The sequence below is a fragment of the Thermogutta sp. genome (assembly GCF_039793925.1).
In the GTDB taxonomy this organism is placed as follows: Bacteria; Planctomycetota; Planctomycetia; order Pirellulales; family Thermoguttaceae; genus Thermogutta.
Genome location: NZ_JBAMME010000240.1, coordinates 97,110 through 106,979, shown reverse-complemented (window position 1 = coordinate 106,979; position 9,870 = coordinate 97,110). Strand labels below are relative to the sequence as shown.

Annotated in this window: 5 protein-coding genes; 3 read left to right on the top strand and 2 right to left on the bottom strand. The window is 55.9% G+C overall.

Features of this window, described 5'->3' with window-relative positions:
* The first annotated feature begins 23 nt into the window (after window positions 1-23).
* Entirely contained in the window at window positions 24-6,101 is a 6,078-nt protein-coding gene (locus ABJK56_RS11415; protein WP_347244795.1) for an MG2 domain-containing protein, read from the top strand.
* Between the two features lie 106 nt (window positions 6,102-6,207).
* On the opposite strand, the gene ABJK56_RS11410 is transcribed toward ABJK56_RS11415, so the two are convergent.
* A complete protein-coding gene (locus ABJK56_RS11410) occupies window positions 6,208-6,936 on the bottom strand; it encodes a CPBP family intramembrane glutamic endopeptidase (protein ID WP_347244794.1) in 729 nt (242 codons plus the stop codon).
* A 311-nt stretch (window positions 6,937-7,247) separates the two neighbouring features.
* On the opposite strand from ABJK56_RS11410, the gene ABJK56_RS11405 reads away from it, so the two are divergent.
* The gene (locus tag ABJK56_RS11405) at window positions 7,248-8,090 is read left to right on the top strand and encodes an SGNH/GDSL hydrolase family protein (RefSeq protein WP_347244793.1); all 843 of its coding nucleotides are present in this window, start codon (window positions 7,248-7,250) and stop codon (window positions 8,088-8,090) included.
* 197 nt (window positions 8,091-8,287) lie between these two features.
* Here the strand turns inward: ABJK56_RS11405 and ABJK56_RS11400 are convergent, their stop codons facing one another.
* The gene (locus ABJK56_RS11400; RefSeq protein ID WP_347244792.1) at window positions 8,288-8,611 is read right to left on the bottom strand and encodes a calmodulin-binding protein; all 324 of its coding nucleotides are present in this window, start codon (window positions 8,609-8,611) and stop codon (window positions 8,288-8,290) included.
* Between the two features lie 369 nt (window positions 8,612-8,980).
* On the opposite strand from ABJK56_RS11400, the gene ABJK56_RS11395 reads away from it, so the two are divergent.
* On the top strand, window positions 8,981-9,787 hold the full coding sequence (locus ABJK56_RS11395; protein WP_347244791.1) for a hypothetical protein: 807 nt from the start codon (window positions 8,981-8,983) through the stop codon (window positions 9,785-9,787).
* Window positions 9,788-9,870: the final 83 nt, after the last annotated feature.

The following is a 9,870-nucleotide window of genomic DNA, read 5'->3' as shown; positions in this document are numbered from 1 at the left end:
ACGAAAGTGGGCAAGCACGGCAGTTGTTTAAAGATGGGCAGTTCAAGGAGGCGCTCGAGCTCTTCCAACAAAGGCTTGTGGATCCCAAGACTGATCCTCGGGAAGTCCCTGAAGATCTCTCCCTCGCATGGCAATGTCTGGTGCGGCTCAACCGCGTTCCTGAAATCGACGGTTTGTTGGAAAAAACCGTAGCAGTTCACGGCCGCAACTGGCGTCTGCTTCAGCGGGCGGCGGAACTTTACATGGAATTGCCGCACATCGGAGTGATCATCGACAACGTTTTTACGCGCTCTGGAGATTGGCAACGGGGAAAGGTCGTCAACTGTTGGGAGCGGGACAGAGTTCGGGCACTCCAGCTCATGCGCCAAGCGATGCCGCTGGTTGCGGAGGAGCCCAACCATTCCGATGCTGGACAGTTCTACCGGCGATTTGCGGATGTCATTCTTTTCGGCCGCGATTGGGGCGAGTCCTGGAGGCTACAGGCCCTGACGAATCTTGATGAGCTTCCCGACTACGAGGAAGGATGGGAGCGCGGCGGTGCGCCCCGCCATGCCCCTGTCGATGAGCAGGGCAACCCGATCTTTTACTCCATTCCAAAGACTTTTGCGGATGCCCAAAACGATGGTGAGCGATGGCGGTGGTGCCTTGTCCAGGCCAAGGAAATGGATCCCCGTCTGACGGATGAGGTGGATCTCATTTTCTCCGAGTTCCTCTGGACACAATTCGGCGTGCAAACCTTGGCCGATTATGGTTGGTTTTTCAACCGATTGGACAACGAGGAAACGACCTCGACGGAGACAGGAACATGGGCTCTCCACACGTTGGGTGAGGACGAAACAATTGCTCGGCTAGCCATCGGCATCAAGCGTTTCAAACTGCCGGATGAATTCAACTACATCAAGATATGGCAGCAAATCGCTGACAAGGAAAACAGCAGCTATCGGGTAGAAGTTCTGCGACGTTTGGCACAGGAATTCGAGAATCGCCGGCAGTATCCCAAAGCAGCCGGGTACTGGAAACGCGTAGTCGAGCTAACCACGGGGGACGAGCGAAAGGCCGCCCAGGAACAACTGAATCAAATTGTGGGCAACTGGGGACGGTTCGAACCGATCGGAACGCAGCCGGCAGGCAAAGGAGCCACAGTAGAGTATCGCTTCCGGAACGGCCATGAGGTGACTTTCACTGCCTACGAAATCAAAATCGACCAACTCCTGGCCGATGTCAAAAACTACCTCAAGAGCTTACCCACGGAGTTGAAATGGGAAGATCTTGACGTCCAAAACCTGGGTTACCGGCTCCTCGAGAAACCGCAGGAGAAGTATCTCGGCCCAGTCGTGGCTACCTGGACCCTGCCGCTCAAACCCAGGCCCAACCATTTCGACAGCCGTATCACGGTCGCCACGCCCTTGCAAAAAGCAGGAGCCTATCTTCTCAAAGCGCAGATGAAGGATGGCAACGAGTGCTTTGTGGTGCTCTGGATTGCGGACACCATCATTGCACAAAAACCGCTCGACAAAGGGACATGGTTCTACGTCGCCGACGCCGTCACCGGTCAACCGATTTCCAAAGCTAATGTGGAGTTTTTTGGGTGGCGTCAGGAATGGCCCGGCGGTGGGGCAAACCGTCCTCGCCTGGTAATCAAAAATTTTGCCGAATACACGGATCCACAAGGGCAGATTGTTTTAAGCGCGGATCAACTGCCTGGCGATTTTCAATGGCTGATTATCGCCCGGGCACCCGAAGGCCGCCTGGCTTATCTCGGCTTTACCGGCCTTTGGACCGGTCAGTACTACGACGCCCAATATCGCGCGGTCAAAGTTTATCCAATCACCGATCGTCCTGTGTATCGTCCTGGCCACAAGGTCCACTACAAATTCTGGATCCGCCAGGCCCAGTACGACCAGCCGGACACTTCGGTATTTGCGGGTCAGGAAGTGATTTTGCGGCTGCTTGATCCGAAGGGCCAGAAACTCTGGGAAAAGCGGGCAAAAACCGACGATTACGCTGGCGTGGAAGGCGAGTGGGAAATCCCCTCAGACGCTACTTTAGGTGTCTATCGGATTGAGGTCGTGGATGCCCGGCCAATCAATCGGCGATTCGGGGGCGGGGCAACTTTCCGTGTAGAAGAGTACAAAAAGCCGGAATTCGAGGTGACTGTCCAGGCTCCTGAAAAACCGGTAGCTTTGGGCGAAAAGGTCGAAGCAACCATCCAGGCCAAATACTACTTTGGCGCGCCAGTCACACACGCCCGGGTGAAATATAAGATCGAACGCACCGGGTACACGGAGCGGTGGTATCCACCACGGCCGTTCGACTGGCTCTATGGACCAGGTTATTGGTGGTTTGCCTACGACTATGTGTGGTACCCCGGATGGCATGAATGGGGTTGCGTCCGCCCGCGACCGTTCTGGATCCCATGGGCGCCGGAGCCCCCTGAATTGGTCGGCGAGCAGGAAGTGGCAATTGGCGAAGACGGAACGGTGAAATTCACCATTGACACGGCTCCTGCAAAATTGCTCCATCCGGACGAGGATCACCGGTACACGATCACTGCGGAAGTCACCGATCAATCCCGCCGGACGATTGTCGGCACCGGAGAAATACTCGTCACGCGGAGGCCTTTTAAAGTTTATTTGTGGCTATCCCGCGGGTACTACCGCACCGGTGACGTAATTGCGGTTCACTCCTCCGCACGTACACCGGATGGGCGTCCCGTCCAGGGATCCGGCCGTCTGACACTGTATCGGATCACCTACCCAGAGGCCAAGCCAGTGGAAACGGAAGTGCGCACGTGGGACCTTCCCACCGACGAGCAGGGGATGGCCACGCTCCAGATCAAAGCTGCGGAGCCCGGGCAGTACCGTCTGTCACACAAGGTCACCGATTCTGAAGGGCACACCATTGAAGGCGGTTATGTGTTCACAATCATCGGGGAGTCCCTCCGCGCCAGCGAAGATTTCCGTTTTAACGACCTGGAACTTATTCCCGATAAGGCGGAGTATCGGCCAGGCGAAAAAGTTCAGCTGCAGATCAACGCTAATCAGCGCAATGCCGCCGTGCTTCTGTTCATTCGGCCCGCCAACGGAGTGTATCTCAAACCATCCCTGGTACGGCTCGATGGAAAAACCGCGATCGTTCCCGTAGAGGTACTTCCGAAGGACATGCCCAACTTTTTTGTGGAAGCGATGACGGTCTATGATGGGAAATTATTTACCGAAACACGGGAAATCATTGTCCCGCCGGAAAAGCGCGTGCTGAACGTGGAGCTGACGCCTTCCAAAACCGAGTATTTACCTGATGAGCAGGCCACCGTCCGCATCAAACTGACCGATCTGGAAGGAAATCCCTTCGTCGGTTCCACGGTGGTTGCTGTTTATGACAAATCGGTTGAATACATTTCCGGTGGTAGCAACATACCAGAGATTAAGGCCTTCTTCTGGAAATGGCGCCGTTCTCATCATCCGCAGACGATGCACAGCCTGGCAAAAGGATCAGGCAATCTCGTGCCGCCAAACACACCCGTGATGGAAGACCTCGGTATCTTTGGCGCTACAGTGGTTGAAGAGCTGGCCGCTGCAACAGCGTTGGGCCGGGGCGGCGCGTTCGGTCGACCTGGCGTAGCCTACGAATTGCAACATCGTCGGGCAGCCCCCTTGGCAGAAGGAGTGGCGAGATTTGCTGCACCCATGGCCCCCATGGCAAAGGCTGCCAATGGCATGGCCTTGGAACAAGCGGATCGGGCCGCTGCCGGTGCGCCGGCGGGCGGGGAAACTCCCATGGTGGAACCCACCATACGCAAAGAGTTCGCGGATACGGCACTCTGGATTGGTGCACTCACAACAAGGGAAGACGGCACCGCCGAAGTCACACTCAAAATGCCGCAAAATCTCACCACCTGGCGCGTCAAGGTTTGGGCAATGGGCCACGGCACCAGGGTGGGTGAAGCAGCCACGGATGTCGTCACGCGTAAAAACCTCATCATCCGTCTTCAGGCCCCACGCTTCTTCGTTCAAACTGACGAAGTTGTGCTGTCCGCCAACGTTCACAACTACTTAAAGTCAGAAAAAGCGGCGCAAGTGAAGCTGGAGCTTGAAGGAAACACCCTCGAGCCCCTCGACGAACTCGTTCGCACAGTCAAGATCGCACCCAATGATGAAGTGCGAGTGGACTGGCGAGTGTGCGTGATCCGGGAAGGTGAAGCCGTCATTAGAATGGCCGCACTCACCGACGAAGAATCCGATGCCATGGAAATGCGGTTCCCTGTCTACGTCCATGGCATGGATAAAATGGTGGCCTACTCGGGATGGATTCGGCCAGACCAGGATCGCGTGCAGTTCAAGATCACTGTCCCCGCGCAGCGACGTCCGGAAACCACACGCCTCGAAGTTCACTTCTCCCCCACCCTTGCCGGTGCCATGATCGACGCGCTGCCCTACCTTGTCGACTACCCCTATGGTTGCACAGAACAAACACTCAACCGGTTTCTGCCAGCGGTGATTACCCAAAAGGTGCTTATCGACTTGGGAGTCGATCTCGAAAAAATCCGTCAAAAACGGGTGAATTTGAATGCCCAGGAACTGGGTGATCCCAAGCAAAGGGCTGAGCAGTGGAAACGGTTTGAAAGGAATCCGGTCTTTGACAAGGCTGAGCTCGACCGAATTGTAAAAGAGGGCGTCCAGCGTCTTACCGAAATGCAGCTTTCCGACGGTGGCTGGGGATGGTTCTCTGGATGGGGTGAATGGGCGTCTCCGCATCTGACGGCCCTTGTTGTCCACGGTCTTCAGATCGCTCAGCAAAACGATGTGGCCATTGTTCCCGGCGTCATTGAACGCGGAGTCGAATGGCTCAAGCGTTACCAGGGCAAGCAACTCGAAATGCTCCGCAATGCCGAGCAGAAAGCGAAAGGCGTCCCATGGAAAGGGCAAGCCGATAATCTCGACGCTTTCGTCTACATGGTGCTCGTGGACGCCGGCGCACCAAACCCGGACATGAAGAATTACCTGTATCGTGATCGACTGGACCTCTCCGTCTACGCTCTGGCTATGTTCGGGTTGGCTTTGGAGAAAGAGGGAGACCGTCAAAAGTTGGACATGGTACTCCGTAACATCAGCCAGTACGTGGAAAAGGATGACGAAAATCAGACAGCCTGGCTGAACCTGAGCCGTTGGAGCTGGTGGTACTGGTACGGAAACGACATCGAGGCAATGGCCTACTACCTCAAACTGCTGGCACGAACCGATCCCAAAGGCGAACTGGCTCCGCGGCTGGTGAAGTATCTCCTCAATAATCGCAAGCACGCCACATACTGGAATTCCACCCGAGATACAGCCCTGGTGATTGAGGCGTTTGCTGATTTCCTCCGGGCAAGCGGAGAAATGAAACCCAACATGACGGTCGAGGTGTGGTTTGACGGCGAACTGCGCAAAGCCGTGGAAATCACACCGGAAAATCTCTTCGACTTTGACAATGCATTCGTTTTGACCGCTGATGATCTGAAGGAAGGCGACCACACCGTAGAACTCCGCCGCAAAGGCCAGGGGCCGCTCTATGCCAACGCCTATGTCAGTTACTTCACCCTGGAGGATTTCATCCCCGCTGCCGGACTCGAGATCAAAGTCACGCGGCGCTATTACCGTCTCAAACCGGTGACGAAAACGGCCCAGGTTTCCGGATCGCGGGGCCAGGTCATCGACCAGCGCGTCGCCAAGTACGAGCGCGAGCCACTCGAGAATCTCGCCGAGGTCAAGAGTGGTGAGCTTGTCGAAATCGAGCTCATCCTCGAAACGAAAAACGACTACGAATACCTGGTGTTCGAGGACATGAAACCGGCTGGATTCGAACCGGTGGAACTCCGCTCCGGCTACACTCGCGACGCGCCGGGAACCTACGTGGAATTCCGGGATAACCGCGTAGTGTTCTTCTGCCGGGCGTTGGAGCGTGGCCGATACAGTCTGAGCTACCGCATGCGGGCGGAAATCCCGGGTAAATTCTCCGCCCTTCCCACCCGCGGCTACGCAATGTACGCACCCGAGCTCCGAGCAAATTCGGACGAAATCAAACTCCGCGTCATCGACGTGCCCATCGTCCCGGAACAAAAGTAATCGATTCCACCACGATGATCTGATGAGCAATCGCCGGGTCGATGAAGAGCTCGCTTGGCTCTCGGGGCGTGCGCGCACCCTTGCAAGCTGATGGGCATCAGCTCCTTCATACGAGGCCCACCAGCAAGTCGTACGCTGCATGGGCCCCGGCAACAATGCCAAAACCCCGGTATACAAAAAGGAGGGCAAAAAAGATCCCTGCCACAAACCGGAAAAGAAACGTGAACAACTCGAACGGCTCGCCGAACGTCCCCACGTGGTGGGCAGCGGCGAAAAGCAAACTGCTCACCACCACGCCGGAAAACATGGTGGCTGTGGGTGTCGGGTGAAAGATCCGGGCCATCGCCACCACCAGATTCAGAAGAATCAGGCGGAAAACCAATTCTTCATAAACGCCGGCGCCTACAAAGGCGACCGCTCGCTCAGCCACAGAACGGGACCAGATATTGATCCCCACCGCCATCAGCCCATGCTGAGCAAAATGCTGGAAAACAACAGCCTGGAGTCCGAGCAGGACTCTTAAACAGCCTGCGAGAAAAAGGGATTCCACCAGCATGCCCCACAACGTTACCGACCGCACATACCACGGTCGCCGGGAAAGATAGTGGGCCGCTAGCAAAATTCCAACTGTCAAAGCGGGCAGGAAAAAATATTGTCCCAGGCCGATCGTGAAAAGAATCTGCCGGAGCCAGACCTCAGCCCCGTTGCGGATAGCCTCCGGACCGAGCAGGAGCACTCCCAATTCGTAAAACACCAGTAACGGCGCAACGAACATCAGGCTGGCCAAGGGTACCCGCGATTCTTCCCAGTAGTTGTGAAACTCGCTCGCACGCATCGCTGTCCAAAAGCGCTAGGTCGAGAGCTTTCCAAAGCCCTATGACGATGTTCGTCTCAATTGAGCAATCGAATGCCCGACTTCACCCACACCGTTCTTTCTTCCCTTCTCAATGATTTCGACCTCGAAACGTGTTCCCTCGAAATGAGAAGCCCACCAAACTCTCGCGCGTTTTCTTCCGCAGAATTGTTCCAACCGATGTCACCCTCACAAGTCCAATAACCATCTATCTTGCAATCAATCGGAAAGACCTCACAATACAGGCGGGTGGTTCCTCTAAGATTCATTTTCACGCGTGGGGGACTGAAAAAATGTGGTGGGCACTCCTACTTGCAGTGTGTACGGGTGGTCTTACCGAGATTTCCCACCCGCGGGAGCAAGGGCAACTTCCCGCCTGGGTGGAGCCCATGCGGGAGGTCCACGCCCGATTCACCGGCCAACCCGGAACCCTCGCCCTTTTTGGCGACTCCATCACGGTCAGCCTTGCGTTTTGGGCACCGTTGGCCTACGAATGCCGCAACCTCCCCCCGGAGATGGCCCATGCTTTGGCTGTCGTCAAGGAGTACATGCGACCGGAATGCTGGCGCGACTGGCGAGGTCCCGAATTCGGAAACGAAGGCGGAACCACCGTCCGGTGGGGCAAAGAACATATCCATGAGTGGCTTAAGAAACTCAATCCGGAGACGGCTATCATCATGTGGGGCACGAATGACCTGAATGATCTTTCCGAGGACGAGTACAGGAATAGCCTGAAGGAGGTTGCTCAACAATGCCTCCAGAACGGTACCGTGGTCATTTTGACGACAATTCCCCCGCGACACGGCCGTGTGGAGAAAGCGGCGCGATTTGCCCAAATCGTTCGTGAAATAGCAAATGAGTTGCGAGCTCCGCTCATCGATTATCACGCGGAAATTCTCAAACGTCGCCCAAACGACTGGGATGGGGCCAGCGAGGCATTCCGCGGCTACGAGATTTATGAGGTGCCGACCCTCATCTCCGGTGATGGGGTCCATCCGAGCAATCCACAAAAATTCATGGGCGACTTCTCGCCGGAGGCCCTGCGGTGTTCTGGTTATGGGCTGAGAAATTATTTGACCGTCCTAGCCTACGCCGAGGTAATCGAGAAAGTCCTCCGCCCACCCAATGAACCTTAAGGAGTGGTAGGACTTCTCCTACCAGCGGCTTTCCGCCGAAAGCTCGATTAGGCCGCTGCGGCAATGACACCGTTTAGTAGGGGTTCGGCCACCCTGTCTAGGTTGGACTGGTTCTGTCCAGCCTGAACAGTGTAAGGAAACAGCCCCGCGTGTTCGCGGGGCCGACGGGTGCGTACTCTTAGCCAAGACCGCAAAACTCAGAAAACGTCTAGGATAAAGTGATGGCCCTGGTGGTAGCGGCGGGGTTCTGGATAAAAGTTCTGCCACTTTCGGTTGTAAACCGGAATCCGCATTTCTGGCGGATAGCGGTAGTAGAGATCCTCTGAGCTCTTAAAATAGTCCGGGCCGTAGAAATTCTGCGGATAGTACACGTACGGATAGTGGTAAAACCGCTGCCAGTCCTGGGTGCTGTACGTTCGCGCCCATTGCCGTCCAAATGCCTGCTGGGCCGCGGCCTCTCGAACGCCAACGAACCCCAGCAAAATCCCTAAAGCGCCGAGCAACACGATACGGCGGAACATGTTCTTCCCCCTGTGTTATCGCTGAAACCGTAACAACCAACGGATCTGTGTCAATCGTTGCCAGCACAGAGCCGTCCGGCCCTTCCACCTCCACCAGCCCCTGAGCACCTACCATCGGAGCCGGCAGCCCTGTTCTCTTTCTATTCCATCGGCCGAAAGGGAGCTCGTGTTCAGGGAATATTCGTCATAGCCCATAAGATGCGCAATTTGGGAGGGACCGTGACACTCTGTCCACACGAAGATTCTCGTTTGCACAGCATCGATGGGTCGTGGTGTCTGGCACACCGGTTGCGGGAGCTTTTCTCAGAAATTCGCCACCGGCATAAATCAGTAGTCAGTGTGTTGATATCGCATCACGGGTGGTAGCCGATGCATAATCAGGACATCATTGACCTGGTCATCTTTTTGATGGATTACGGTCCCCAATTATGGGAGAGGCAGAACTTCGAGGTCCCCAAGACGGCGGTCGACAGTTTCTGGCTGGCTGCCCGAGCGCAAATCGACAACTGGACACGCCAGTTGAAGGCCCTCGAGACTCCGCCGCGAAACGATTTGGACTACCCATTCCGTTACCAGCGGGGCGGCCTGGCGGAAGAAATCATCACCCAGGAGTTATTAACCCGCATTTGGACGGCTGTTCTCCACCTCTACGAGCAGAAGACGGGCAACGATTACCCGGCTTCGCTCGTACACAATGTTTACCTTTCCCACCTGGAGCTGCGCGGCCGCATCCTTGGAGCCCTCAATCGCCCCGACTACCTTCCTCGCGCCGACGCCCAGCGACTTCTCCAACTGTGCGAGCGCACAGACCGATGGAACGACCTTTTGTTGGGAATACTCGGATCATTTGGAGATGTCCAGTCACTGGCTGTGGACGCGTACCGGTTGGACGAATTCGCTGAGGATTATCGACACATTAAAACTGAAGCGAGGCGGCGGCAAACGTGGAAGCTGATGAAAGCTTCGCTCAGAGCGGCGTACAACAAGCGGATCTTCCCATATCAGCCCCACTCAGATTGGACACTTGCCCTCTTCGGTCACATCCTCGGATTCTTCCCGCCTGACATTGCCGAACAGAGTGCCCACACACACCTTTTACAGGCGGCTCAGCTTATCGCCCGGTGCCGCAAAACGGAGGAACTCTTGTTTGCCGTGGTCCCCGAAGAGTGTGGTTAATGGTGGGCAACAGGTCTTCAGACCGGCACCCACCCAGCCGAAATCCGCGCAGCTCGACCTAGTCAGGCGTCCAATCTGTCCAT